Consider the following 24,273-nt stretch of genomic DNA (forward strand, 5'->3'; position numbering starts at 1 on the left):
TGGTGCACCCTACGAGCCCTGGTTCAGCTCGAACCAGACCACCTTCCCGGTGCTCAGCCGGGTCGCTCCCCACCGCCGGGCCAGCCGGTTCACCAGGTACAGCCCGCGGCCGCCCTCGTCGGTGGCACGGGCCTGCCGCAGCCGGGGCAGCTGCGGCACGTCGTCGCCGACCTCGCAGCGCAGCACGTCGGTGCGCAACAGCCGCAGCGACACCGGCCGGGTGGCGTACCGCACCGCGTTGGTCACCACCTCGCTCACCAGCAGCTCGACGGAGTCCGTCATCTCCTCCATGCCCCAGCGGGCCAGCGCCCGCCGGGCCAGGCGCCGGGCCCGCCCCGGAGCCGCGTCCTCCGGCTCCAGGAACCAGTACGCGACGTCACTGGGCGCGATCCCGTCGAAGCGGGCGGCCAGCAGCGCGATGTCGTCGTCCCGGTCGCCGGGACCGAGCATGTCGAGGACCTCGTCGCACAGCGCCTCCAACGGCGGCGGATGGTCGGGGCCGGTCAGCTGCGCGGTCGCGGCGAGCTTCTCGCGCAGCTGCTCTATGCCGGTCGCCACGTCCCGCAGCCGGGACTCCACCAGACCGTCCGTGTACAGCAGCAGTGTGGCACCGGCGGGCGCGTCCAGCTCGACGGCCTCGAAGTCGACGCCGCCCACCCCGATCGGGGCGCCCGGCGGCACCCGCAGCACCTCGGCCCGGCCGCCCAGGTGCAGCAGGATGGGCGGGGGATGGCCGGCGTTGGCGATGGTGATGCGGTGCGACACCGGGTCGTAGACGGCGTAGAGGCAGGTCGCCATGCGGTCGGTGCCCAGGCGCTGGGCCTGCTCGTCCAGGTGGTGCAGCACCTCCTGCGGGGGCAGGTCCAGCCCGGCCAGCGTCTGGGCCGTCGTGCGGAGCTGGCCCATGATGGCGGCGCTGGTCATGGAGTGCCCCATGACGTCACCGACCACCAGCGCGACGCGGCTGCCCGGCAGCGGGATCGCGTCGTACCAGTCGCCGCCCACCCGCGCGGTCTCCGCCGCGGGCAGATAACGGGAGGCCAGCCGCACGCCCGTGGGCCGCGGCAGGGTCTCCGGCAGCATCGTGCGCTGGAGCTCGTCGGCGATGTACGCCTCACGGTCGTACAGCACCGCCTTGTCGATGCCCAGGGCGCTGTGCGTGGCGAGCTGCGCCGCCACCAGCAGGTCGTCCGTGTCGAACGGGATGCGCTCGGGACGGCGGATGAAGACCGCGGCCCCGATCACCCGGCGCCGGCCGCGCAGCGGCGCGAGGATCGCCCGCTGGCCGCCCGGAACGTCCAACCGGTTCTCCGGGCCGAGGAGTTCGGGCAGCGCGGCGGTCGCCGCCGGGGTGTCCGCGAACACCGGACGCACCCCCCGCAGCACCTCGGCGAGGGCCCCGCCCGGGCGCACCTCGCACAGTTCCGCGATCGCCGCCGACAGTTCGGACAGCTCCGGCGCCTCGGGGGGCGGCAGACCGAGCTGCGCGAACCCGGGCTCGGGCTCGCGCTCCTCGGGGATCCGGTCGGTGCGCCGCAGCCGCAGCACCACCCGGTCGGCGACCGGCCGCTCGTCGCCGACCGGCAGCGGATCGCGCAGATAGACCAGGATCGCGTCGGAGAAGGTCGGCACGGTGGCCCGGCACAGCCCCATCACGATCTCGTCCAGGTCCAGACCGCGGGCGATCCGCCGGGTCGCCGCGCCCACGAAGCGCAGCCGGTCGCCGTCCCGCCGCATCGGCGTGGGCTGCCGGCCGGTCGCGGGCCCCTGTCCGGTACGCCGGTCCCGGCCGTCCGGGCGCGTCTCGGCGCCCGGCTGGAGCGGTATGGCCTCGGGCGCGGGGCGCGGCCGGTGCGCGTCCGGCTCGGCGGCCGCAGGCTGTGAGTGCTCGGCGTCGGAAACGGCCTGATCCTTCCCCTGGGGGCAGGGCGCCGGGCCGCCCGGCGCGGTGGTGCCCGGGGGACCGTCGGTACGGGCCCGGTCGGCGGGCGGTAAGGCGGCGGCGCCGGGCGAGGCCTCCTGGGTACGCAGGAGCGCCCCGCGGTCGTCCGTGGGGTCCACGCCCTGAGGGCGTTCGTAGGAGGTGGGCTGCTCCGTCACGCGTGTCGAATCCGTCCGTCCGGGGCTGCGCGCCGCGCGTGCAGTCGGTCCCGCAGAGAATCCGATACCCGGAATACATGTCCCCGGAACGGATTTCCCGCGTGGTCAGAGGCTGTTCCTGTGCCACCGGTGGGCCCACCGCGGCCCCTGCCGGTACTGCCCTCGTACCCCTCGCTCACGTCCTGCCGCCCCTCGGTGACGTTCGGTCAGACCTGGCGCCCGCTCCGGGAGTTACGGTGGGAGCGCCCTTGCGGAGGACGATCCTACGTTTGCCGCCCGGGGGCACATCAAGGGTCTCATGTGGACAGGCGCGCAGGCGTTCGATGCCAGTCCTGCGGCAACGACGGTACCGCCCAGGACGGATCCGGGCGCCAGTCCTCCCAGCCGTCGGCGAACGGCGCGCCCCAGGCACGGACCACCTCCACCGCCGACCGGCCGGCCTCCCGGACCCGCTCGGCCACCGACACGTCCATCAGCCCGTCCTGCTGAGCCTGCGCGAACTCGTCCTCGTCGCGCCAGCCCCAGGAGCGGTCGGGATAGACGCACAGGTCCAGGAAGTGGTCCTCGGAGTCCACCCCGCCGTCCCAGCGGACCAGCGGCTCCTCGAAGTTGACGTACCAGTTCTTGAACTGCCAGCCCGGCTCCCAGAACAGCCACACCGACCAGGGCTCGTCGGGCCGGGCCAGCTTCAGCACGCCGGTGCCGAACCAGCGGCCCGGCACCACCGTCCGCGGCTTGGTGTAGCGCGTGCGCAGCGGCTCCTGGTGCGGGGGAGTGCCGTCGGCGAGCACGGGTCTGACGCACTGGGTGCCGGGGGCCAGCCACACGGCCAGCAGCTCCTCGTCGTCCCGGACGACGGTGACGGGGCGGGCGATGTGGACACCCGCGCCGCCGTTCTCCCGGTACCGCCACAGGATCTGGTCCCCGGGCCGCCAGAAGCCCGCCGCCCCACCCGTTCCCACGCGCCTCACCGCTCCACCGTCTGCCATGCACAGATATTAGGTGCCATGGCCATACGACGCTGCGGTACGCGTCACGGTTCTCGCGCCGGCCGCGAAAGGTTACGGGCATGTCATCCGCAGGACATCGAGTGCCTCGTCGAGCTGCTGGAGCGTGAGGTCACCGCGCTCCACGTACCCGCCGTCGAGCACCGTCTCGCGGATCGTCCGGCGCTGCGCCAGCGCCTTCTTGGCGACCTTCGCGGCCTCCTCGTACCCGATGTACTTGTTCAGCGGGGTGACGACGGACGGCGACGACTCGGCGTACTCGCGGGCGCGTTCGCGGTGGGCGACGATCCCGTCCACGGTGCGGTCGGCGAGCAGCCGCGACACGTTGGCGAGCAGCCGGACCGACTCCAGCACGTTCTTGGCGATGACCGGCAGCATCACGTTCAGCTCGAAGTTGCCGGCCGCGCCCGCCGTCGCCACGGTGGCGTCGTTCCCCACGACCTGCGCGGCGACCATCAGCACCGCCTCCGGGATCACCGGGTTGACCTTGCCCGGCATGATCGAGGACCCAGGCTGCAGGTCGGGCAGCGAGATCTCCGCCAGCCCGGTCCGCGGCCCCGAGGCCATCCACCGCAGATCGTTGGCGATCTTCGTCAGTCCCACGGCGATCGTCCGCAGCTGCCCGCTGGTCTCCACGATGCCGTCGCGCGCGCCCTGCGCCTCGAAGTGGTCGCGCGCCTCCGTCAGCGGCAGCCCGGTGACCCGGGCGACCTCCTCGATGACGGCCGCGGAGAAACCGGGCGGCGTGTTGATGCCCGTCCCCACCGCCGTGCCGCCCAGCGGCAGTTCGGCGAGCCGGGGGAGGGAGGCCGTCAGCCGCTCCACGCCGTACCGCACCTGCGCGGCGTACCCGCCGAACTCCTGCCCCAGGGTCACGGGCGTGGCGTCCATGAGGTGGGTGCGCCCCGACTTCACCACGTCGGAGAACTCCGCCGCCTTGCGCTCCAGGGAGCCGGCCAGGTGCTCCAGGGCGGGGATCAGGTCACGGGTGACGGCGGCGGTGGCGGCGATGTGGATCGACGACGGGAAGACGTCGTTGGACGACTGCGAGGCGTTCACGTGGTCGTTGGGGTGCACGTCCCGGCCGAGCCGCTCGGTCGCCAGGGTGGCGACGACCTCGTTGGTGTTCATGTTCGACGACGTCCCGGACCCGGTCTGGAACACGTCGACCGGGAAGTGCGCGTCCCACCTGCCCTCGGCGACCTCACCGGCCGCCTCCTGGATCGCCCGGGCGATCTCCTCGTCGAGCACGCCCAACTCGGCGTTCACCTTCGCGGCGGCCCCCTTGATCCGGGCCAGCGCCTCGATGTGGGCGCGCTCGATGCGCTGCCCCGAGACGGGGAAGTTCTCGACGGCCCGCTGGGTCTGGGCCCGCCACTTGGCGTCCGCCGGGACGCGGACTTCGCCCATGGAGTCGTGCTCGATGCGGTATTCGGTCATACGGGGTACAGCGAACGGGGCGGCGGGGTTGTTCCGGGGCGGCCGATCCAGCCCCTCCGGCGTCCGAGGAGCGGGGGTCCGGGGGCGACAGCCTTCCGGGGCGGGGCGGGGCGGGGCGGGGCGGGGAGCGGCGACGGGGGCGGCGCGGGGTGGCGGGGGCCGAAACCCCCGCCACTTCCCCGTGGCCCTACGCCAGCCCCGGCCCCCGCACCGGGATGCTCGTGAACGTCGGCGCCGGAGCGGGATCCTGGAAGAAGTCGTTGCCCTTGTCGTCCACTACGACGAACGCCGGGAAGTCCTCGACCTCGATCTTCCAGACCGCCTCCATGCCGAGTTCCTCGTACTCGACGACCTCGACCTTCTTGATGCAGTCCTGGGCGAGCCGGGCGGCCGGGCCGCCGATGGAGCCGAGGTAGAAGCCGCCGTGGGTGCCGCACGCGTCGGTGACCTGCTTGCTGCGGTTGCCCTTGGCGAGCATGACCTTCGAGCCGCCGGCGGCCTGGAACTGCTCGACGTAGGAGTCCATGCGGCCGGCCGTCGTCGGGCCGAAGGAGCCGGACGCGTAGCCCTCGGGCGTCTTGGCCGGACCGGCGTAGTACACCGGGTGGTCCTTCAGGTACTGCGGCATCTCCTCGCCGGCGTCGAGGCGTTCCTTGATCTTGGCGTGCGCGATGTCGCGGGCCACGACGAGCGGCCCGGACAGGGACAGCCGGGTCTTCACCGGGTACTTCGTCAGCTCGGCGAGGATCGTGTCCATCGGCTGGTTCAGGTCGATCCTCACCACGTCGGAGGACTCGTCCAGGTGCTCGTCGGTCGTGTCCGGCAGGAACCGCGCCGGGTCGGTCTCGAGCTGCTCCAGGAAGACGCCCTCGGCGGTGATCTTCGCGACGGCCTGCCGGTCGGCGGAGCACGACACGGCGATCGCGACGGGGCACGAGGCACCGTGCCGCGGGAGCCGCACGACCCGCACGTCGTGGCAGAAGTACTTGCCGCCGAACTGCGCGCCGATCCCGATCCGCTGCGTCAGCTCGAAGACCTTCTCCTCCAGCTCCTTGTCCCGGAAGCCGTGCCCGAGCGGCGAGCCCTCGGCGGGGATCTCGTCCAGGTAGTGCGCGGAGGCGTACTTGGCGGTCTTGAGCGCGTACTCGGCGGAGGTGCCGCCGACCACGATCGCCAGGTGGTACGGCGGGCAGGCGGCCGTACCGAGGGAGCGGATCTTCTCCTCCAGGAACTTCATCATGGAGGCCTCGTTCAGGACGGCCTTCGTCTCCTGGTAGAGGAAGGACTTGTTGGCGCTGCCGCCGCCCTTCGCCATGAAGAGGAACTTGTAGGCGCCGCCGTCGGTGGCGTACAGCTCGATCTGGGCCGGCAGGTTGGAGCCGGTGTTCTTCTCCTCCCACATGGTGAGGGGAGCCATCTGCGAGTAGCGCAGGTTGAGGTTGAGGTAGGCGTCGTAGATGCCGCGGCTGAGGGCCTCCTCGTCGCCGCCCTCGGTCAGCACGTTCTGCCCGCGCTTGCCCATGACGATGGCGGTGCCGGTGTCCTGGCACATGGGCAGGACGCCCGCGGCCGCGATGTTCGCGTTCTTCAGCAGGTCCAGGGCGACGAACTTGTCGTTCGCCGAGGCCTCCGGGTCGTCGATGATGCGGCGGAGCTGGGCGAGGTGGGCCGGGCGCAGGTAGTGCTGGATGTCGTGGACGGCCTCCTCGGCGAGCTTGCGCAGCGCCTCCGGCTCCACTTTGAGGAACGTCCGCCCGTCGGCCTCGAAGGTGGAGACACCCTCGGAGGTCACCAGCCGGTAGGGGGTGGTGTCCTCTCCCATGGGGAGCAGATCGGTGTACGCGAACTCAGGCATGTCGCCCATTCCTCACTCGACAGACAGCGCGGCCGGCCTCCGTTGGCGGCGCCCACCAGCGTAGGACCTGCCGATCGCAGCGGGCCTGTGAGGTAAGGCTCAGTTCGGTGCCGGCCGGCCGCCGGAGAGGGCTATCGCGATCTATCGTGTTTCGGTACGCTGCTGTCGTGGACCTTGAGAAGCAGAACCGACCGCGCGCCGCGGCGAGCGAGTTGCGCGCCTCGGACGCCGACCGTGACCGCATCGCCGACATCCTGCGCGAGGCTCTCGCCGAGGGGCGTCTCACCGCCGACGAGCACGCCGAGCGCGTCGAGGGCGTGCTGGCCGCGAAGACGGTCGGCGAACTGGACGTGTTCGTCCGGGACCTGCCCGCCGCGCACGGCCGGCCGGCCCCGCCCCCCGTCCCGGCCCCCAACCGCCCGACGGCCGGAGCCGTCCCGGCCGACCCGGACGACAGCCTGGTCGCGATCTTCAGTACCGCCGTCCGCAGGGGCCGCTGGCGCGCGGGCCGCCGTATCCACGCGTACGCGGTCTTCGGCAGCGTCGACATCGACCTGAGCGAGGCGGTCTTCGAGTACCAGCAGGTCGTCATCAAGGCGTTCTCGGTCTTCGGCAGCGTCGACATCCGCGTCCCGGAGAACGTGTCGCTGCGCGGCACCGGCGGCGGCGTCCTGGGCACCTTCGAGGTGCACACCCTCGACTCGCCCGACCCCGGCGCCCCCGTCGTCTACGTCGACGGCTGGGCCGTCCTCGGCAGCGTCGAGGCCCGGCCCAGGCGCGGCAAGGTCGTCGCGGACATCCTCGACCGGGTCCACCGCAAGGTCGACAGGAGTGTGCGCAAGCACCTGGACCGTTGACGGCCGCGACGGCGGCGGCCGTCAACTCAGTGCATAGGCGCACGCACAGCGGGTAGGCCTTGCTGCATCGTCTCTCGCTCGCGAAGCCGTCGTCAGGAGTAGACCGTGCTGCAATCGCCGCATTCGTCCCAGGTCGCTGCCGTGCCGGCCCAGCTGCTGCCGGCGCGAGACAGGGACCAGGACGCGCCATGGCACACCGAAGCGGTGTGCCGGCGCGACGAGGCAGGCCTGTTCTTCGCCCCCTCCAAGGAGCCCACCGCGGCCCGCCTGTCCCGCGAGGAGGCTGCCAAGCGGGTCTGCGCACGCTGCCCGGTCATGGTGGAGTGCCGGGAACACGCCCTGCTCCAACCGGAGCCCTACGGCGTCTGGGGCGGCCTGACCGCGGCGGAACGCCGAGTGGTCCTGGCCCGCCGCCGTCGCCGGGACGTGGAACTGAAGAAGGCGGCCAGACCGGCGGACCGCATAGCGGCCGCCGGCTAGTGCTGTGACCGGAAAGGTTTGCCGGAAAGCTCGCGGCGTCCGGTGCGGTGCATCGCAAGGCGGAGCATGACCCGCGTACTGGATGTACTCGGGTGATGCGACAACGCGGCGGTGGGGGTCCCTCCCGCGCGAGCGAAGCCGAGCGTGGGGGAGCCGTGCCGGGCGTCGCGAGCCGGTGAACCTTTCCGGTCACAGCACCAGAACGACGCCCACCGGAAAGGGCGCCCCCACCGCACCGGGGGCGCCCTTTCCGGCGGGGCGGCCGCCGCGCCCCGAGGGGCGTGGGGCCGGATCGGCGCGCGGCTCCGCCGCACGGCCGCGGCCGGCGGCGGGCTCGCACGCGCCCACTGCCCGCGGCCCCGTCCGGCGGGCGGCGGAGCCGCTTCGCCGCTACTTCGCCCGGTCGAAGTCGATCGCGCTGTAGGCCCGCAGCTTGCTCAGCCGGTGCTCGGAGTCGATCCTGCGCACCGTTCCCGACTTCGACCGCATCACGATCGAATCGGTGACGGCCGTCTCGGACCGGTACCGCACGCCCCGCAGCAACTCGCCGTCCGTGATGCCGGTGGCGACGAAGAACACGTTCTCGCCGGTCACCAGGTCCTCGGTGGTCAGCACGCGGTCGAGGTCGTGCCCGGCGTCGATCGCGCGCTGCCGCTCCTCCTGGTCCTTCGGCCACAGCTTGCCCTGGATGGTGCCGCCCAGGCACTTCACGGCGCAGGCCGAGATGATGCCCTCCGGGGTGCCGCCGATGCCGAGGAGCAGGTCGACGCCGGTGCCCTCGCGCAGCGCGAGGATGGAACCGGCGACGTCGCCGTCGGAGATCAGCTTGATGCGGGCGCCGGTCCGGCGGATCTCGTCGATGATCCCCTCGTGCCGCGGCCGGTCCAGGATGACGACGGTGACGTCCTCCGGGGTGGCCCGCTTGGCCTTGGCGACCCGGCGGATGTTCACCGACACGGGGGCGTCGATGTCGACGAAGTCGGCGGCTTCGGGGCCGGTGACCAGCTTGTCCATGTAGAACACGGCGGACGGGTCGAACATGGCGCCGCGTTCGGTGGCCGCGAGGACGGCGATCGCGTTCGGCATGCCCTTGGCCGTCAGCGTGGTGCCGTCGATGGGGTCGACGGCGATGTCGACCTCGGGTCCGGTGCCGTCACCGACGCGCTCGCCGTTGAAGAGCATCGGGGCTTCGTCCTTCTCGCCCTCGCCGATGACGACGACGCCGTTCATCGAGACGGTGGAGACGAGGGTCCGCATCGCGCGCACCGCGGCGCCGTCGGCGCCGTTCTTGTCGCCGCGTCCCACCCAGCGGCCCGCGGCCATGGCGGCGGCTTCGGTCACCCGGACCAGTTCCAGGGCGAGGTTGCGGTCCGGGGCCTCGGAGGGGACATCGAGTTCGGACGGCAGATGATGATGCTCGGTCATCGGAGCGCACCTTTCTGATACGACGACGGCCGGATGAGGGTTCGACTCGACTCTATCGTCAGTACGACAAAATGAGCAGGGGACCCCACGGATGAGCGCATCCGGCACCTGCGACGATAGGGGGCGTGGCAGGTTCGAAAGGCAAGACGCAGACGGTCCGGGACATGGTGCTCTCGCTGGGCCTGATCATGGTCGCCGGTCTGGTGATGTACTTCTTCATCCCGCACGACGACAGCGCCGCTCCCGACGTGAAGCGGGTCGACTACCGCGTGGAGCTGCTGACGGCGCGCCGCGCGGCCTCGTACCCGGTGGCCGCGCCCGAGGGGCTGTCCTCGGACTGGAAGGCGACCTCCGTGCGGTTCGACGGCGCCGAGTTCGACTCCTGGCACCTCGGCTTCCACGCTCCCGACGGGGAGTACGTGGCGGTGGAGCAGTCGACCCAGGAGCGCGCTCCGTTCATCGACGACGCGAGCCAGGGCGCCCGCGAGACGAAGGTGACCGAGGAGATCGGCGGCCGCACCTGGACCCGCTACACCGGCGGCCGCTACGACGCCCTGGTGCTGGAGGGCACCGACGGCGCCACCACGGTCGTCACGGGTACGGCGCCGTTCGCCCGGCTGGCCCAGATGGCGGGCGCGCTGAAGCTGGCGTGAGGCCCTGACCGCACCCCGAGCACGACGAAGGCACCCGGCCGATCCGCCGGGTGCCTTCGTCGTGCTCGGGATGTCGCGTCCGGGACGGGGCGCCCCGTGTCTCAGACGGTGGTGAAGACCTGCTCGTACGACAGGCGCGGGGAGCGCGGGTAGGAGGCGCCCTCGCCCGGCTTGCCGATGTTGACGACGATCAGCGGGGTGTGGTCGTCGTCCAGGAACTCCTTGCGGATGCCCTCGGCGTCGAAGCCGGTCATCGGGCCGGCGGCGAGACCGGCGGCGCGGATACCGACGATGAAGTAGGCGGCCTGGAGGGCGGCGTTCAGCGTGGCGGAGCCCTCGCGGGCCGGGCGCTCGGCGAAGAAGACGTCCTTGGCCTGCGGGAACGCCGGGAACAGGGTCGGCAGCTCCTCGTGGAACTCGTTGTCCGCGGAGAGGATCGCGACCAGCGGCGCGGTGGCGGTCTTGGCCTGGTTGCCCTCGGCCATGTGCTGCACGAGGCGCTCGCGGGCCTCGGCGGAACGGACCAGGGTGACGCGCAGCGGGGTCTGGTTGAAGGCGGTGGGGCCGAACTTGACCAGGTCGTAGATCGCCTGGACCTGCTCCTCCGTCACCGGCTCGTCGGTGAAGGTGTTGGCGGTGTGGGCCTCGCGGAACAGCAGGTCCTGGGCGGCGGGGTCAAGAACGAGAGACATGGGGGATCTTCCTCGGGGTGGGCGTCGGTGGCCCGGTGCCGGGCCGGTTGACGGGCTCGACAGTACGCCAAGGAAATTCAACTTTCAACAAAACCCCGGCCGTCAGTGACCCGCCTCACACCCGGCGTCACCGACCGGCTCCGTCCGCCCCGGCCCGCGCCGCCGCCTACTCCTCCCGCGCGGCCCCCTCTCCTTCCTCCTCCTCGGTGAGCGCCGCGTCCAGCCGGGCCCGCGCGCCCTCCAGCCAACGCCGGCACACCTTGGCCAGCTCCTCCCCGCGCTCCCACAGGGCGAGGGACTCCTCCAGCGTCGTCCCCCCCGCCTCCAGGCGGCGCACCACCTCGATCAGCTCGTCGCGCGCCTGCTCGTACCCCGGCGCCTCGTCCGTCCTGCCCGTCATGCACCCATTCCCTGATCGTCGACTCGAACCGTGAACTCACCTGCGGCGACCCGCGCCCGGAGCACCTCGTCCGCCGCCACCTCGCCCGGATCCCGGACCACGTGCCCGTCGGCCCTCTGCAGCACCGCGTACCCCCGCTTCAGCGTCGCCGCGGGGGAGAGCCCCACCACGCGCGCGTGCGTGTGCGCCAGCTCGGAGTCGGCGCGGTCGAGGAGGTGTCCGAGCGTCCGCCGCGAGCGGTCGACCAGCGAGGAGACGTGCTCCGCGCGCTCGTCCACCATCCGGTGCGGATCCTGCAGCGCCGGCCGGCCGAGCGCGTGCTCCAGCCCGCGCTCCTCGCGTTCCACGAACGCCTCCACGCACCTCCTCGCCCTGCCGCGCAGCATCCGCACCCGCTCCAGCTCCTCGCCGACGTCCGGCACCACCTTCTTCGCCGCGTCGGTCGGTGTGGACGCCCGCAGGTCGGCCACGTGGTCCAGCAGCGGATTGTCGGGCTCGTGCCCGATCGCCGACACCACCGGCGTGCGGCAGGCCGCCACCGCCCGCACCAGCTGCTCGTCGGAGAACGGCAGCAGATCCTCCACGCTGCCGCCCCCGCGCGCGACGACGATCACGTCCACGCCCTCCAGGCCGTCCAGCTCCTGCACGGCCCGGACGACCTGCGCCACGGCGTGCACGCCCTGCACCGCGACGTTGCGCACCTCGAAGCGGACGGCGGGCCAGCGGCGCCGGGCGTTCTCCAGCACGTCCCGCTCCGCGGCCGAGGCCCGCCCGCACACCAGCCCGATGAGCTGCGGCAGGAAGGGCAGCGGCTTCTTCCGCTCGGCGGCGAACAGCCCCTCGGCCGCCAGCGACCTCTTCAGCTGCTCCAGCCGGGCCAGCAGCTCCCCGACCCCCACGGGCCGTATCTCGACGGCCCGCAGCGACAGCTGCCCGCGCGGGGCGTACCACTCCGGCTTGGCGTGCACGACGACGCGGGCGCCCTCGCCGACGACGTCCGCGACCGCGTCGAAGACCTGCCGGAAGCAGGTCACGCTCACGGACACGTCGCGCGACGGGTCGCGCAGCGTCAGGAACACGACACCCGCACCGGGGCGCCGCGACAACTGGGTGATCTGCCCCTCGACCCACACCGCGCCGAGCCGCTCGATCCACCCGCCGATGAGCCGCGAGACCTCGCCGACGGGCATCGGGGCCTCGGCGGACGTATTGACAGCCATGCCGCGAGGGTAGTGGCCGGCGCCGACAACACCCCGCACGCGGCGGCCCCGTCGGCCCGGGACCCGTGCGCGATCTCCGCGCCGTCGACCCGGCCTTACGATGGGACGCATGACCGCTTCGTCTGGCCGCCGTGTCCTGCTCGCCGCCCCCCGGGGCTACTGCGCGGGAGTGGACCGCGCCGTGATCGCCGTCGAGAAAGCCCTGGAGCAGTACGGCGCTCCCGTCTACGTCCGGCACGAGATCGTCCACAACAAGTACGTCGTGCAGACCCTGGAGAAGAAGGGCGCCGTCTTCGTCGAACGGACGGAGGAGGTCCCGCCGGGCAACATCGTCATGTTCTCGGCGCACGGCGTCGCCCCGGTCGTCCACCAGGAGGCCGAGCGCGGCCGGCTGGCCACCATCGACGCGACCTGCCCGCTCGTCACGAAGGTCCACAAGGAAGCCGTCCGGTTCGCCTCCGAGGACTACGACATCCTGCTGATCGGCCACGAGGGCCACGAGGAGGTCATCGGCACCTCCGGCGAGGCCCCCGACCACATCCAGCTCGTCGACGGGCCCGAGGACGTCGCCAAGGTCGAGGTCCGCGACCCCTCCAAGGTCGTCTGGCTGTCGCAGACCACCCTCTCCGTCGACGAGACGATGGAGACCGTCGACGCCCTCAAGGACAAGTTCCCGCAGCTCATCTCCCCGCCCAGCGACGACATCTGCTACGCCACGCAGAACCGTCAGCTCGCGGTGAAGCAGATGGGCGCCGAGGCGGAGCTGGTGATCGTCGTCGGCTCGCGCAACTCCTCGAACTCCAAGCGGCTCGTCGAGGTCGCCAAGCTCGCCGGTGCCCGCGAGGCCTACCTGGTGGACTTCGCGAGCGAGATCGACGAGGCGTGGCTGGAAGGGGTGACGACGGTCGGCGTCACCTCCGGCGCCTCCGTCCCCGAGGTCCTCGTCGACGAGGTCCTCGGCCGGCTGGCCGAGCGCGGCTACGGCGACGTGGAGCTGGTGAAGGCCGCCGACGAGCACATCACCTTCTCGCTGCCCAAGGAACTCCGCCGCGACCTGCGTGAGGAGGCCGCCGCGCTGGTGGCCGGGCGGGGCGGGAGCGGCCCGGTGACGACCTCGGGCGAGTGACGGTCCGTCCGCCGTCGTACCGTGGGGCCATGCAGATCTTCGGCGTGGACATCGGTGGATCCGGGATCAAGGGCGCCCCTGTGGACCTGGACAGGGGCGACCTCGCCCAGGAGCGCTTCAAGGTGCTCACCCCGCAGCCGGCGACGCCCGACGGCGTCGCCGACGGCGTGCGGCAGGTGATCGAGAACTTCGGCTGGACGGGCCCGGTCGGCCTGACCTTCCCCGGCGTGGTCACCGGCGGCTCCACGATCCGTACGGCGGCCAACGTCGACAAGAGCTGGATCGACACGGACGCGCGCGCCCTGTTCGGCGAGCGGCTGGGCGGACTGCCGGTGACGGTGGTCAACGACGCCGACGCGGCGGGCGTCGCCGAGGTCGCCTTCGGCGCCGGCCGCGACCGCCGGGGCACGGTCATCCTCCTCACCTTCGGCACCGGCATCGGCAGTGCCGTCTTCGTGGACGGGGTCCTCGTCCCCAACACGGAGCTGGGCCACCTCGAACTGCACGGCCACGACGCGGAGAAGCGCGCCTCCAGCAAGGCCCGGGAGGACGAGGAACTGACCTGGGAGCACTGGGCGCACCGCGTCCAGAAGTACCTCGCGCACGTCGAGATGCTCTTCTCGCCCGAGCTGTTCATCATCGGCGGCGGCGTCAGCCGCAAGTCCGAGAAGTTCCTGCACCACATCGACGGCATCAAGGCGGAGATCGTCCCGGCGCAGCTCCAGAACAACGCGGGGATCGTCGGCGCGGCGATGCGGGCGGCGAAGGAGAGCCGCTAGCGGCCCTGCCCGGCCCCGCACACCGGGGCCGGAGCCGCCGCCGGACGGACCCTCGTGACCTGAGTCGGAAGTTCTTCGCCAGACGGGCGGCCGTCAACCGGAGGCCGGACTTCAGCAGGCCAGGTCCGAGCCGGCCTGCTGAAGTCCGGCCTCCGGCACGTCAGGCAGCTCGCGAGAACCACCCGAAAATCTCCGACTCGGGTCACCGGCGGCGGGCGGCGGCCCGTCGCCGGGCCACCAGGACCACCCGGCGCACCAGCACGGTCAGCGCGGCCAGGAGCGTGCCGCCGTACAGCCAGCCCACCTGGGTGGCCAGGGCGGTGGCCAGCGCCATCAGCCGGGCGCCGGGCCCGTCGCTGTCCTTCGCCAGCGGCAGGACGCCCACGGCGAAGGCGATCGGCACCACGACGGGCGCGGCGAGCAGTTCGGCCTGCCGCACCCACAGCCCGCACAGCACGCACACCGGCAGGAACAGCACGCCGTACGCCGTCTGCGAGGCACCCAGCAGCCGGTCGAGCCAGCCGAGCGTCAGCATCAGCAGCACGCTGAACAGGCCGGTGCCGAGGCCGGTGAGCCGGGGACTCGGCAGCCGCCGGGCCGCGGCCGGGGGCGGCAGCGACGCGGGTGCGCGGGCCGGTTTCGGGAGCCGCGGCGTACCGCCCGGCCGGGGCGGCGCACCGGGACCTGATCCGCGCGGCGTACCGGGACCTGATCCGCGCGGCGTACCGGGACCTGATCCGCGCGGCGTACCGGGACCTGATCCGCGCGGCGTACCGGGACCCGAGTTGCGCGGCGTACCGGGACCCGAGTCGCGCGGCGTACCGGGACCCGAGTCGCGCGGCGCACCGGAATCGGAACCGCGTGCCGCGTTCCTCCGGCCGGTACCCACCGGCCCCCGTCCGCGGCGGGCGCCGCCGGCCCCGCCGCGGCCGGTCTGTGGCGGCAGGGGCGGGCCGCCGCGCCGCGTTCCGTTCTGCGGGGGTCGCGTCCTGTGTTGCTCCACCGGTCCAACCTAGGTCGGTTTATGTGCCGAATCGGGCCCGGGACACGCCGGAGGGACGACCTTGGCCAAGCGTTCGACAGGTCCGCCGGGGCGGGCGCGGGCACGCCGTAAACTGGTGGATCGGCCAGCCCCCTGGCCCCCTGGCCCTCTCACTACGGGAAGTCGCAACGTGTCGCTCACGATCGGAATCGTCGGTCTGCCGAATGTCGGCAAGTCGACCCTGTTCAACGCCCTGACCAAGAACGACGTGCTGGCGGCCAACTACCCGTTCGCCACGATCGAGCCGAACGTGGGTGTCGTGGGCGTCCCCGACGCCCGGCTCACCAAGCTCGCGGAGATCTTCGGCTCGCAGCGGATCCTCCCGGCGACGGTCGACTTCGTCGACATCGCGGGCATCGTGCGCGGCGCGTCCGAGGGAGAGGGCCTGGGCAACAAGTTCCTGGCGAACATCCGCGAGTCCGACGCGATCTGCCAGGTCATCCGCGCCTTCAAGGACGAGAACGTCGTGCACGTCGACGGCAAGGTCTCGCCGAAGGACGACATCGAGACGATCAACACCGAGCTGATCCTCGCCGACCTCCAGACCGTCGAGAAGGTCCTTCCCCGGCTCCAGAAGGAGTCGCGCATCAAGAAGGACATCGGCCCGAAGGTGAAGGCCGTCGAGGAGGCCAAGGAGATCCTGGAGAAGGGCGACACGCTCTTCTCGCACGGGATCGTCCAGGGCACCGAGCGCAACGAACTGCTGCACGACCTGCACCTGCTCACCACCAAGCCCTTCCTCTACGTCTTCAACGTCGACGAGGACGAGCTGATGGACGAGGACTTCAAGGACGAGCAGCGCGCCCTGGTCGCCCCCGCCGAGGCGATCTTCCTCAACGCCAAGCTGGAGGCGGACCTCGCCGAACTCGACGAGGCGGACGCCATGGAGCTGCTGGAGTCGGTCGGCGCCGAGGAACCGGGCCTGACCACCCTCGCCCGCGTCGGCTTCGACACCCTCGGCCTCCAGACCTACCTCACGGCCGGCCCCAAGGAATCCCGCGCCTGGACGATCAAGAAGGGCGCCACCGCTCCCGAGGCCGCCGGCGTCATCCACACCGACTTCCAGAAGGGCTTCATCAAGGCGGAGGTCATCTCCTTCGCCGACCTGGTGGAGACCGGCTCGGTGGCCGAGGCCCGCGCCAAGGGCAAGGCCCGCATGGAGGGCAAGGACTACGTGATGCAGGACGGGGACGTGGTGGAGTTCCGCTTCAACGTGTAGCGGGCGACGCACCACCACATCGTCAGCCTGGCGAACACGCAGGTGGGAAGGGGTCACTCCTCCGGGAGCGGCCCCTGGCCTTTTCCCTGCCGGACCGGTGCGGGGACAGCTGATCGCACATCAATCGTTTTCCCCTCCCGAACGACACCAAGAGTGGTACGTTATCAGGTACCACTTGAGGGAAGGGTCAGGTCATGTCGATAACCGCGAGTGAAGCCCGCAAAGAACTGTTCCCGCTCATCAAGAAGGTCAACGAGAACCACGAGGCCGTCGAGATCGTCTCGAAGCACGGCAACGCCGTGCTTGTCTCGGCCGAAGACTATGCGGCGCTGCGCGAGGGCTCGTACCTACTGCGCTCGCCGGCGAACGCCCGGCGGCTGCTCAAGGCGTACGAGAACGCCCTGTCCCACGTCGACGTGTCGGAGCGCGAGCTGATCGATCCGGACCTGCCGGCCCCTGGTTCGGGTGCCGCGTGAGGCTTCTCTTCGAGGACCAGGGCTGGGAGGACTGCACGTCCTGGCTCAAGAGCGACCGCAAGATGCTCGTTCGGATCAACAAGCTCATCGAGGACGTCAGGCGTGATCCCTTCTCGGGAATCGGCAAGCCTGAGCCGCTGAAGTACCACTTGCCGGGGGCTTGGTCGCGACGGATCGACGACGAGCACCGCCTCGTGTACCTGGTGATGGACAAGGAGATCGTCATCCTCGCCGCCCGGTACCACTACTGAGCGATGAGTGTTCGATGTGTGCTCGAAGTCGCCTCACGTGCTCAGACGGCCTCCCCGAAACCTCCGTTTTCGCAGGCGGGATCCCTGCGTTCGATGTTCCGCTTCCCTGTGGCCGAGTTCCGATCCAACTTCCGGTGTGAAGGAATGCAGAGTTACTGAATGGCTGATGTCACCTTCCTGAGTCAGGCTGAACCGGTCGATGAGTACGGTCGTGCTCTTTACGCGGTGTCGCGATCAATTTTGAGAGCTCACTTCGATGAACTGTCGCAGGCGGACCTCGAAGACCTCAATTGCGATCGGGTGGACGTCACGTTTCGGCAGCTCGCTAAGCTCGCTCGCCTCCACCGCGATAAGGGATCGCGCGGAGACGGGTTCGAGTGGGCCGTTCACGAGGCGATTGTCGGCGGCGAACCGAGAGTTGTCGATCTGGTCGGTTAAGCGCTCAGGGAAGTGAGCCCCAGGTCCTTCGCCGACTTGGACAGACCGACGTCCCTGATGTTCGGGCACGAGCGTGCACGCCATCTCGGATTCACCGAGGCTGTTGTCAACAACGCCAGTGGTGATGCGGTGTTGTTGCCTGACGGATCAGGTCGACCCTTCGCATTCGGATCCTGGGTGCCGATCGCTGCTCGCGGTGTCGCCGCCGAGCCTGAGCTTCGGAAACGGATCAAGAAGGTGTGGAAGACCGACCTGTTCCTGAGCAGTGCAGAGAAGGCGCGGTTTGCCGCCGCGACCATCAAGAGTAATTGGCATCAACTCGAAGACGGTAACGGGCTCCGAGTGGCGATCGTTCCCCAGGCCCTGGACCTTCCGGCCGGATATCAGAGGTGGAAGAGTCTCCACCTGGTCGCGCTACCGGACCCGGACGGCTTCATGGGCTTGTTCAACGATGCTTATGAGGCAGTCGCTGAAGCGATTCTGACGGTCGGCAGGCACGATCGTGCGCCCTATTACTACAAGCCGAGTGTGAAGGCCCAGAAGATCCAGGTGCAACTGGAGAAGTACGGGAAGGTGAAGGTGGTCGACATACTTGATGCCCTGAACGAGGCGGCGCAGCAGAATCTCATCACTGTCGACCGAAAGCTCATGTCGGTGGAAGCGCCTACGTGGCTCAATATCAATGAAAAGCGTACGCCCATCATCGCGCCGAGACCTTCGTTCGAGAAGCTCGACTGATCTCGGAGGCGACATGACACGGCGATGACGGACCGGTCCGGGGGCTCCGGCCGCTCTGCCCGGCACCGGAAGGTCGTTTTCCGTTGTCGCCTGCGGCTGCTTTCGCGTGACGGGCGAACCTCAGCTCCTGACGGCCTCCGCGATCTGCCGGGCGGCCTCGGCGGGCGTGAGGTGCGTGGTGTCGACGACCTCGGCCTCGCCGTGCAGCCACGTGCGGGCTGCCTCGGCGTAGGGCTCGAGGTACTTGAGGCGGAACGGGGAGGGGCCGAGAACCGTGTCCCCCTCGATGCGCCCGCGGAGAGTGGCCTGGTCGGCGTGGAGGACGAAGTGCCGTACCGGGATGGCATGTCGGGCGAGGCCCGTGCTGATCTCGCGCCAGTACTGCTCGACCAGAACAGTCATGGGCATCACCAGAGTGCCGCCGGTGTAGTCGAGAACGCGGCGGGCGGTCTCGACGACGAGCGGCCGCCACGGAGGCCAGTGCTGGAAGTTGTCCGTCTCGGGCAGTCCCGGCGTGATGTCCATGAGTGTCTCGCCGACTTTCTCGGCGTCGAACACGCGTGAATCCGGGATCAATTGCTGCACGAGTGCACTGGTCGTCGTCTTGCCCGCGCCGTGGGTGCCGTTGAGCCATACGATCACGGGACTCAACGGTAGTGCCCTGCGACGGGGGCTCGGCCACGTCGTCGCCCGCCGCCCGACCGGCCTCGCCGTTCACGTCGGCGCCGGGACGCCCTCACCCGCTTCGCCGCACAGGACCGCTCGGGAACATGAGCCCGTACGGCAGGTGGTCGTCGTCCCGCACGCGCGGCACGTGGTCGGGGGCCGTCCGCGCGGCCACGGCCAGCAGCCGAGCGGCAGCCTCCTCCGCGGAGAGGGGAGCAAGCCCGAGGGCGTGCAGGAGGCGGTCGCGCTCGGCGTCGAAGTCCGGGTGGCCGGCCCGGAGGTCCGAGCCGAGCTCGCTGATCACGAAGCCCTTCGCCAGGTCGCGCCAGAAAGGCAGGACGACGACGAGGGTGACGGCCTCGACGAGGTCGGCGCCGATCAGCGTGGCCTGACCCTCGGAATCGGCGTACAGGACAGGTCGCTCCCTGGACCCGGCTTCCCCGCAGAGGAAGTACGTGCCGCCGGCGCCGCATCCGGCCACCGGGTGCAGCGGCCGGCCGGACGGGAGGACGAGATCCTCGACGGGATCCCGGCGGTCCACGTCGAAGTCACCTGGCCAGGCCAGCGCGGCAGCCAGCGACGAGTCCTGCTCGAGGCGGCGAAGCAGAGCGTCTGATGCGGTCATGGGCGGAAGGTAACAGCGCCCTCGGCCGGTGCGTCCGGTTGCCGTGCCGCCTGACATCGCCGGGCAACCGTTCTCCGCCGGCTCGGTCGAGCGGCTGGAGCGGTCGCCCTTCGACCGGTACGACCCGGCAGCTCTCCACTACCACCGAGCCGCTCTCACCGACGAGCCCGTTCCCGTCGTGGCGGTCTCGCGCCGCGGAGTCGACCGTCCGGGGCTCGACGCCGCTTACGGTCCGGGTGACCTGCCTGCCGCTCGGCCCTCCCGTGAGCGGCGGACGGCGGGTGAGGGCGTGCCCGCCCGTCCTGGTACCTGAGGTGCCGTCATGTGTTCGTCGACGGGCGGCGCACGGACGGACGGCGTGCCGGTGTCCGGGCCGGTGCCGTCGAGCGGATGCGGCCCGGCTGGCTGCCCCGTCGGGAAGGCCGCGTGATCTCCGGCCGCTCCACCCGGGGGTGGCGACCCGCCGGATGACGAGCCGCCGGGTGACGGGCCGTCGGACGGCGAGCCCTCTGGTGGTGGGCGTCCCCGCCGCCCGGATCGTCGTGTTCGCGACCCCCGTACCGCCCCCGCCCGCACCGCGCTTACCATGCGCAGTCGTACGTCAGTTCTGCATCACGGCGTGCAGCCCGCGCGGCCCGCCCCGCCCGACCCGCCCGCCCCGTCCGATCCAGGAGCACGCCACTCGTGTCCATACCCCCGCCCTCCGGGCCCCAGCAGCCTCAGGACCCGTACGGGCCTCCGCAGCCGCAGGGGCCGGGCCCGTACCCGCAGCAGCCGTACGGCCCGCAGGCGCCCCAGGCGCCCCAGGGGCCGTACGCGGGGGCGCCGTACGCGGTCTGGGGGCAGGGGTACCTGCCCCTCAACCGGCCCGCGCCGGTCAACGGGGTCGCGATCGCCGCGCTCGTCCTCGGCGTGCTGTGCTTCCTGCCGGCCGTCGGCCTGGTGCTCGGGATCGTCGCGCTGGTGCAGATCAGGAAGCGCGGGGAGCGCGGCTCGGGCATGGCGATCGGCGGGGCCGTGCTGTCCTCGCTCGGGCTCGCGCTGTGGGTGCTGGCGCTCGCCACGGGGGGCGCCTCCTCGTTCTGGGAGGGGTTCAAGGAGGGCGCGCGGGGCACCTCCAGCCTCTCCCTGGTCAAGGGCGACTGCTTCGACGTGCCGGGCGACTCCGTCGGCGGGGACGTCTACGACGTCGACACGGTGGACTGCGCCGGCGAGCACGAGGGCGAGGTGTTCGGCACCGTCCCGCTGACCGGCGGGAGCTACCCGGGCGACGACCGGGTGGCGGACGAGGCCGAGGACGAGTGCCGCACCCTCGAGACCGAGTACGCGATGGACACCTGGGCGCTGACCGAGGAGATCGACGTCTACCACCTCACGCCCACGCGGGAGAGCTGGGAGTGGGGCGACCGCCAGATCGTCTGCGTCTTCGCCCACACCGATGAGCGGTCCTCGCTGACCGGCTCGCTGCGCTCCGACGCCACGACCCTGACCGCCGACCAACTGGCCTTCCTCGAGGCGATGAACGTCCTCGACGACGCGCTCTACGAGGAGCCCGAGGACTACGCCGAGGAGGACCTGGACGCCAACAGGGCCTGGGCCGGCGACGTCGCCGACGCGACCGCCGAGCAGGCCGCGGTGCTGGACGGGCACACCTGGCGGACCGGCGCCGACGAACCCGTCGCCGCCCTGGTCAAGGACATGGGCAAGGCGGGCAAGGAGTGGACGGCGGCATCGACCGCGGCCGACGTGGACACCTTCTACGAGCACTACGACACCGCCTACTCGTACGTCGACGGTGCCGCGACCGTCACCGCCCGCAATGCTCTGGGGCTGGTCACCAGGCCGCCCGCGTACGAGGAGGACAGCGAGGGCGGGAGCGCCGGGGGAGACGACGGCGGCCTGGATGTGTGATCGCGTCCATAGCGGGGAGAAACCGCCTGCGTAAAGCCCCTCCCCGGCATAAGTCATCACATCGAGTGATTCTCTGGCCTTTGCTTGCACGGGACAACTGATGGTTGCCACGCTGTTGCTGTCTGTACAACCTGATGGGAGCGGCCAGTGACATTCGGTGAGCAGCCTGCGTACCTGCGGGTCGCGGGCGATCTCCGCAAGCAGATCGTCGACGGCTCGCTGCCACCGCGCACCCGCCTCCCGTCCCAGGCCCGCATCCGCGAGGAGTACGGCGTCTCCGACACCGTCGCGCTGGAGGCGCGCAAGGTGCTGATGGCGGAGGGCCTGGTCGAGGGCCGCTCCGGTTCGGGGACGTACGTGCGCGAGCGTCCGGTGCCGCGCCGGATCGTGCGCTCCGGGTACCGCCCGGAGTCCGGCGCGACCCCGTTCCGGCAGGAGCAGGCGGACGCCGTGGCGCGCGGCACCTGGGAGTCCGGCAGTGAGCAGGTGGAGGCCGGCCGGGCCGTGGCGGAGCGGCTCGGCATCAAGCCCGGCGACCGCGTGATGCGCACCAAGTACGTGTTCCGGGAGGCCGGTGAGGCGATGATGCTCTCCACCTCCTGGGAGCCCCTCGCGGTCACCGGCCGCACGCCCGTCATGCTGCCCGAGGAGGGACCGCTCGGCGGCATGGGCGTGGTCGAGCGCATGCGCGCCATCGACGTCGTCGTGGACAACGTCACCGAGGACGTCGGCGCCCGTCCCGGCCTCGCGGAGGAACTCCTCACCCTGGGCGGCGTACCGGGGCACGTCGTCCTGGTCGTCCAGCGCACCTACTACGCCTCCGGCCGCGCGGTCGAGACGGCGGACGTGGTCATCCCCGCCGACCGCTACCGGGTCTCCTACCACCTGCCGGTGAGATAGCCGCCCGCCCCCGCCGGTGAGGGGCTGGAGCCGTCCGCCGCGGTGCCGGGGCCGCCGTCCCGCCGCGGGGCCGGGACGCCCCGTCCCGGTGTGCCGGCGGGCGCCGCCCCGAGTGCGGGGGTGAAGTGGCGCACACCTCTGTGGTGACAGCGCACACCCCCCTGGCAGTTGCCCCCGGAAACGGCCCGCCGCGTAGCCGTCCGCGGGCCGTCGGAATCCGGTCGTTCTCGCACGTTCCCGCAGGTCGACCGCCGGGTGCCCGGCAGCACGCCGACCGGAGACATCGCGGTGGACGGGCGGCGCGTTCGGTCCCGTGCGCCCCCTGCGCGTTGGCTGGTTGCGTACCTGTTTGTGAAAAGCCGTATTCGCTCCGTAAAGGTTGGGCGTACGCTCGGGCATATGCGGATTGCGGTTTCCTCACAGGGCGAGACGCGGGTCGCGCCACGGACGGGATCCGACCCGGCCGGGGCGAGAAGGGGGCGTGGGGCGCGGTGAACGACGGCACGGTCTCTCTGCCCTGGCTCGTCATACGCCAGGACGACAACGGCAATCGCTACCGCGTCGGCCGGTACGCGACCCGCGCCGAGGCCCAGAAGATCGCTGACAGCCTCGACAACCGCGGCCACAAACAGCTCTACTGGGTCGAACACATCGCCTAGCACGGCGACGGCGCACGGAACCGGTGCCCGGCCGCTCCCGTAGGCTCCCGCGCATGACGGAACGGATCGTGGTGGTCGGAGCCGCCCTCCTCGACGGCGGCCGCCTGCTCGCCGCACGCCGCAGCGCACCCCCCGAACTCGCCGGGCGCTGGGAGCTGCCCGGCGGCAAGGTGGAGCCGGGTGAGCGGCCCGAGGAAGCCCTCGTCCGCGAACTGCGCGAGGAACTCGGCGTCGACGCGAGAGCCCTGGAGCGCGTCCCGGGGGAGTGGCCGCTGAGGCCGCCCTACGCCCTGCAGGTGTGGACCGCCCGCCTGGAGCCCGCCTCCACCCCGCCCGCCCCCCTCCAGGACCACGACGGCCTGCGCTGGCTCGCGCCGGAGGAGATCTGGGACGTCGACTGGCTCGACCAGGACGTCCCGGCGGTACGGGAGGTGGCCGCGCGGCTGGGCGACGGAGCCGGGGAGCCGCCGGCGGCGGCGGCCGACCCGCGCTGATCGCCGCCACTCCGTCACCGCCGCCGCTCCAGCGCCGTCACCCCGTCGCCGTCACTCCCTCCCGCGCGCTCTCCGTGCCCCCTCGACGTGGCTTCGGCGCCACCGTGCGCCGTCCCGCGCGGTACTCATGCCGCATAACGGGTATATCTCTGTCAACACCCCTTGATCGGACGCGGGTGTGCTTCGCCGGCCCGGGAAGTGATCGGCGTGATCGACGACACCGAAGGCGACTGCGCCGGGTGGACGTTCCCCGCGGAAGCCGGTGCGGTGCGCGCCGCCCGGGCCGCGGTACGGGGGCAGTTGTGCCGCTGGGGCCTCGACAGCCTCGGTGACGTCGCCGCCCTGCTGGTCAGCGAACTCGTGACGAACGCCCTGCGGCACGCCACCGGTCCCATCGGGGTCCGCCTGGTGCGGCCCGCCGGTCTCCCCGAGGTACTGCTCGTGGAGGTCTCCGACCCGGTGCCGGACCCGCCCCGCGAGCGTGCCGCCCGGACCGACGACGAGAGCGGCCGCGGACTGCAACTGGTCGCCTCCTCCTCGCGCCGCTGGGGGAGCCGGCCCGGCGGCACGGGCAAGACGGTGTGGTTCGAACTGGCGGTCCCCGGCTGACGTACATGCCCGCGCGGATCGCCCGGCTGACGTACGCGCCCGCGCGGATCGCCCGGCTGACGTACGTGCCCGCGCGGATCACCCGGCCGACGCACGCGCCCGCACGGATCCGGAGGCCGGGAGCGATGCCCGGACCGGGCCCGTTCCGAGGCCGGATCCGGGCCGGGAATCCGGGCTTTCGCGGTCCCGCCGGCGGCCGCCCGGACACCGG

26 protein-coding genes and 1 pseudogene are annotated in these 24,273 nt (G+C 71.6%); 16 read left to right on the forward strand and 11 right to left on the reverse strand.

Annotated elements, in window-relative coordinates:
* Positions 1–9: 9 nt before the first annotated feature.
* The 4 genes from ACH4N1_RS20840 to ACH4N1_RS20855 all read right to left on the reverse strand — a co-directional run bounded on the left by ACH4N1_RS20840 (position 10) and on the right by ACH4N1_RS20855 (position 6,402).
* Complete coding sequence (locus ACH4N1_RS20840; protein ID WP_398098957.1) at positions 10–2,100, reverse strand: SpoIIE family protein phosphatase; 2,091 nt, start codon at positions 2,098–2,100, stop codon at positions 10–12.
* A gap of 296 nt (positions 2,101–2,396) precedes the next feature.
* A complete protein-coding gene (locus ACH4N1_RS20845; RefSeq protein WP_398098959.1) occupies positions 2,397–3,089 on the reverse strand; it encodes a DUF402 domain-containing protein in 693 nt (230 codons plus the stop codon).
* A 72-nt stretch (positions 3,090–3,161) separates the two neighbouring features.
* Positions 3,162–4,547: a class II fumarate hydratase gene (locus ACH4N1_RS20850; protein ID WP_398098961.1), complete on the reverse strand. Its 1,386-nt coding sequence runs from the start codon at positions 4,545–4,547 to the stop codon at positions 3,162–3,164.
* A gap of 187 nt (positions 4,548–4,734) precedes the next feature.
* Positions 4,735–6,402, reverse strand: coding sequence for a fumarate hydratase (locus ACH4N1_RS20855; protein WP_398098963.1), 1,668 nt, complete (start codon positions 6,400–6,402; stop codon positions 4,735–4,737).
* Between the two features lie 167 nt (positions 6,403–6,569).
* On the opposite strand from ACH4N1_RS20855, the gene ACH4N1_RS20860 reads away from it, so the two are divergent.
* Positions 6,570–7,259 (forward strand): DUF1707 domain-containing protein, encoded by a 690-nt coding sequence (locus tag ACH4N1_RS20860; protein ID WP_398098965.1) that lies wholly within the window; start codon positions 6,570–6,572, stop codon positions 7,257–7,259.
* A 105-nt stretch (positions 7,260–7,364) separates the two neighbouring features.
* Positions 7,365–7,739 carry a WhiB family transcriptional regulator gene (locus ACH4N1_RS20865; protein ID WP_366060711.1) on the forward strand — a complete coding sequence of 125 codons (375 nt, stop codon included), beginning with the start codon at positions 7,365–7,367 and terminating at the stop codon, positions 7,737–7,739.
* A gap of 390 nt (positions 7,740–8,129) precedes the next feature.
* Here ACH4N1_RS20865 and glpX read toward each other — a convergent pair whose 3' ends face one another.
* Positions 8,130–9,164, reverse strand: a complete 1,035-nt coding sequence (gene glpX / locus ACH4N1_RS20870) for a class II fructose-bisphosphatase (protein WP_382795031.1) — start codon at positions 9,162–9,164, stop codon at positions 8,130–8,132.
* Positions 9,165–9,289: 125 nt separating this feature from the next.
* Here glpX and ACH4N1_RS20875 point away from each other — a divergent pair, with 125 nt between their 5' ends.
* A complete protein-coding gene (locus ACH4N1_RS20875) occupies positions 9,290–9,817 on the forward strand; it encodes a DUF4245 domain-containing protein (RefSeq protein ID WP_382795034.1) in 528 nt (175 codons plus the stop codon).
* Positions 9,818–9,918: 101 nt separating this feature from the next.
* On the opposite strand, the gene ACH4N1_RS20880 is transcribed toward ACH4N1_RS20875, so the two are convergent.
* The 3 genes from ACH4N1_RS20880 to xseA form a co-directional block, all read right to left on the reverse strand.
* Positions 9,919–10,509, reverse strand: a complete 591-nt coding sequence (locus ACH4N1_RS20880) for a malonic semialdehyde reductase (RefSeq protein WP_398098968.1) — start codon at positions 10,507–10,509, stop codon at positions 9,919–9,921.
* A gap of 166 nt (positions 10,510–10,675) precedes the next feature.
* Positions 10,676–10,909, reverse strand: coding sequence for an exodeoxyribonuclease VII small subunit (locus ACH4N1_RS20885; protein WP_398098970.1), 234 nt, complete (start codon positions 10,907–10,909; stop codon positions 10,676–10,678).
* On the reverse strand, positions 10,906–12,129 hold the full coding sequence (gene xseA / locus ACH4N1_RS20890; RefSeq protein WP_398098971.1) for an exodeoxyribonuclease VII large subunit: 1,224 nt from the start codon (positions 12,127–12,129) through the stop codon (positions 10,906–10,908). Before xseA ends, ACH4N1_RS20885 begins: the two co-directional genes overlap by 4 nt.
* Before the next feature lie 109 nt (positions 12,130–12,238).
* On the opposite strand from xseA, the gene ACH4N1_RS20895 reads away from it, so the two are divergent.
* Positions 12,239–13,255 (forward strand): 4-hydroxy-3-methylbut-2-enyl diphosphate reductase, encoded by a 1,017-nt coding sequence (locus ACH4N1_RS20895; RefSeq protein WP_398098973.1) that lies wholly within the window; start codon positions 12,239–12,241, stop codon positions 13,253–13,255.
* A 29-nt stretch (positions 13,256–13,284) separates the two neighbouring features.
* Complete coding sequence (gene ppgK, locus ACH4N1_RS20900; protein WP_366060704.1) at positions 13,285–14,034, forward strand: polyphosphate--glucose phosphotransferase; 750 nt, start codon at positions 13,285–13,287, stop codon at positions 14,032–14,034.
* Positions 14,035–14,236: 202 nt separating this feature from the next.
* On the opposite strand, the gene ACH4N1_RS20905 is transcribed toward ppgK, so the two are convergent.
* The gene (locus tag ACH4N1_RS20905; RefSeq protein ID WP_398099183.1) at positions 14,237–14,650 is read right to left on the reverse strand and encodes a DUF6542 domain-containing protein; all 414 of its coding nucleotides are present in this window, start codon (positions 14,648–14,650) and stop codon (positions 14,237–14,239) included.
* Between the two features lie 556 nt (positions 14,651–15,206).
* On the opposite strand from ACH4N1_RS20905, the gene ychF reads away from it, so the two are divergent.
* From ychF to ACH4N1_RS20930, 5 genes are all read left to right on the forward strand, one after another.
* Positions 15,207–16,295: a redox-regulated ATPase YchF gene (ychF, locus tag ACH4N1_RS20910; protein WP_366060701.1), complete on the forward strand. Its 1,089-nt coding sequence runs from the start codon at positions 15,207–15,209 to the stop codon at positions 16,293–16,295.
* 194 nt (positions 16,296–16,489) lie between these two features.
* Positions 16,490–16,771 carry a type II toxin-antitoxin system Phd/YefM family antitoxin gene (locus ACH4N1_RS20915; protein WP_398098976.1) on the forward strand — a complete coding sequence of 94 codons (282 nt, stop codon included), beginning with the start codon at positions 16,490–16,492 and terminating at the stop codon, positions 16,769–16,771.
* Positions 16,768–17,022 carry a Txe/YoeB family addiction module toxin gene (locus ACH4N1_RS20920; protein WP_398098978.1) on the forward strand — a complete coding sequence of 85 codons (255 nt, stop codon included), beginning with the start codon at positions 16,768–16,770 and terminating at the stop codon, positions 17,020–17,022. Before ACH4N1_RS20915 ends, ACH4N1_RS20920 begins: the two co-directional genes overlap by 4 nt.
* Positions 17,023–17,181: 159 nt before the next feature.
* Positions 17,182–17,460 (forward strand): hypothetical protein, encoded by a 279-nt coding sequence (locus tag ACH4N1_RS20925; RefSeq protein ID WP_398098980.1) that lies wholly within the window; start codon positions 17,182–17,184, stop codon positions 17,458–17,460.
* Between the two features lie 57 nt (positions 17,461–17,517).
* Positions 17,518–18,198 (forward strand): hypothetical protein, encoded by a 681-nt coding sequence (locus tag ACH4N1_RS20930; RefSeq protein WP_398098981.1) that lies wholly within the window; start codon positions 17,518–17,520, stop codon positions 18,196–18,198.
* Positions 18,199–18,318: 120 nt separating this feature from the next.
* On the opposite strand, the gene ACH4N1_RS20935 is transcribed toward ACH4N1_RS20930, so the two are convergent.
* Positions 18,319–18,840 carry an ATP-binding protein gene (locus ACH4N1_RS20935; RefSeq protein WP_398098983.1) on the reverse strand — a complete coding sequence of 174 codons (522 nt, stop codon included), beginning with the start codon at positions 18,838–18,840 and terminating at the stop codon, positions 18,319–18,321.
* 94 nt (positions 18,841–18,934) lie between these two features.
* Positions 18,935–19,489, reverse strand: a complete 555-nt coding sequence (locus ACH4N1_RS20940) for a hypothetical protein (RefSeq protein WP_398098985.1) — start codon at positions 19,487–19,489, stop codon at positions 18,935–18,937.
* Between the two features lie 79 nt (positions 19,490–19,568).
* On the opposite strand from ACH4N1_RS20940, the pseudogene ACH4N1_RS20945 reads away from it, so the two are divergent.
* The 6 genes and pseudogenes from ACH4N1_RS20945 to ACH4N1_RS20970 form a co-directional block, all read left to right on the forward strand.
* Positions 19,569–19,802, forward strand: a pseudogene (locus ACH4N1_RS20945) (hypothetical protein); the annotation flags it as partial.
* Between the two features lie 371 nt (positions 19,803–20,173).
* The gene (locus tag ACH4N1_RS20950) at positions 20,174–21,400 is read left to right on the forward strand and encodes a DUF4190 domain-containing protein (RefSeq protein ID WP_398098987.1); all 1,227 of its coding nucleotides are present in this window, start codon (positions 20,174–20,176) and stop codon (positions 21,398–21,400) included.
* Between the two features lie 147 nt (positions 21,401–21,547).
* Entirely contained in the window at positions 21,548–22,300 is a 753-nt protein-coding gene (locus ACH4N1_RS20955; RefSeq protein WP_398098989.1) for a GntR family transcriptional regulator, read from the forward strand.
* A 491-nt stretch (positions 22,301–22,791) separates the two neighbouring features.
* Positions 22,792–22,959: an SPOR domain-containing protein gene (locus ACH4N1_RS20960; protein WP_398098991.1), complete on the forward strand. Its 168-nt coding sequence runs from the start codon at positions 22,792–22,794 to the stop codon at positions 22,957–22,959.
* Positions 22,960–23,012: 53 nt separating this feature from the next.
* The gene (locus ACH4N1_RS20965; RefSeq protein WP_398098993.1) at positions 23,013–23,453 is read left to right on the forward strand and encodes a (deoxy)nucleoside triphosphate pyrophosphohydrolase; all 441 of its coding nucleotides are present in this window, start codon (positions 23,013–23,015) and stop codon (positions 23,451–23,453) included.
* A 198-nt stretch (positions 23,454–23,651) separates the two neighbouring features.
* Positions 23,652–24,062, forward strand: a complete 411-nt coding sequence (locus tag ACH4N1_RS20970) for an ATP-binding protein (RefSeq protein WP_398098994.1) — start codon at positions 23,652–23,654, stop codon at positions 24,060–24,062.
* The last annotated feature ends 211 nt before the right edge of the window (positions 24,063–24,273 follow it).

Origin of the sequence: Streptomyces sp. NPDC017202 (assembly GCF_044331705.1) — a bacterium.
GTDB lineage: Bacteria > Actinomycetota > Actinomycetes > Streptomycetales > Streptomycetaceae > Streptomyces.